The organism is Elstera litoralis (assembly GCF_000963705.1).
GTDB classification, from domain to species: Bacteria; Pseudomonadota; Alphaproteobacteria; order Elsterales; family Elsteraceae; genus Elstera; species Elstera litoralis.
This window is the reverse complement of record NZ_LAJY01000829.1, coordinates 1-686: the sequence shown is the minus strand read 5'-3', so window position 1 is coordinate 686 and position 686 is coordinate 1. Positions and strand designations below refer to the sequence as shown.

The window sequence follows — 686 nt, the reverse complement described above, 5'->3', positions numbered from 1 at the left end:
GATTTCCTGGGTCGAGACACCCAAGATTATCTGTTGGAATACGTTGTCGCAAAGGAGCATGAATTTAAGGAGTCAACTATTACAAACCCTAAAACAGGAGAAGATTTTATTGACGTTAAATCACGTTCATCAAAAATTCTTTCAAGAATTCCTGAAATTAAAATTTTGATTTCGGAAAAAAATTCGAGATCACATTAAAGGATTAGCTCTGCATGATTTGGTCGACGAAGAATTTAAATATTCTGGATTTGAGTGCCAAATCACAGCCCACTCAGATGGATCCTTTTTCAAAAATCATAGGGACGATATTGGTGGAAAAAATGAGAGCCGATTCATAAGTTATGTTTATTATTTTAATAAAGAACCAAAATTATTTTCTGGTGGTTATTTAAAAATAACACCCGATGAGAAAAATTATTCTAAAAAAATCCTAATAGAACCCCGAAACAATAGAATTGTATTTTTTAAGAGCCATCTATATCATGAGGTTCTTCCAGTTGAAATACCAACAGATATTTTTTCAGCTTCTCGCTTCACACTTAATGGTTGGTTACATCGGCCATTATGAGTGTCTTCGCCATCCAAAGCCGTTCCCACCTAAAGCCGTTCCCACCTAAAGCCGGGCCTTCGTACTGCGCGGCGTCGCCAGCAATAAGCTCGTTTCGCTGCCGGTAATGCCGGGGATC

Annotated in this window: 2 protein-coding genes; both read left to right on the top strand. The window is 37.9% G+C overall.

Features of this window, described 5'->3' with window-relative positions:
• The coding region (locus VZ95_RS27660) for a hypothetical protein (RefSeq protein WP_232302780.1) at window positions 1-198 on the top strand (198 nt) is incomplete at its 5' end.
• 19 nt (window positions 199-217) lie between these two features.
• Window positions 218-568 (top strand): 2OG-Fe(II) oxygenase, encoded by a 351-nt coding sequence (locus VZ95_RS29520; protein WP_198148441.1) that lies wholly within the window; start codon window positions 218-220, stop codon window positions 566-568.
• The last annotated feature ends 118 nt before the right edge of the window (window positions 569-686 follow it).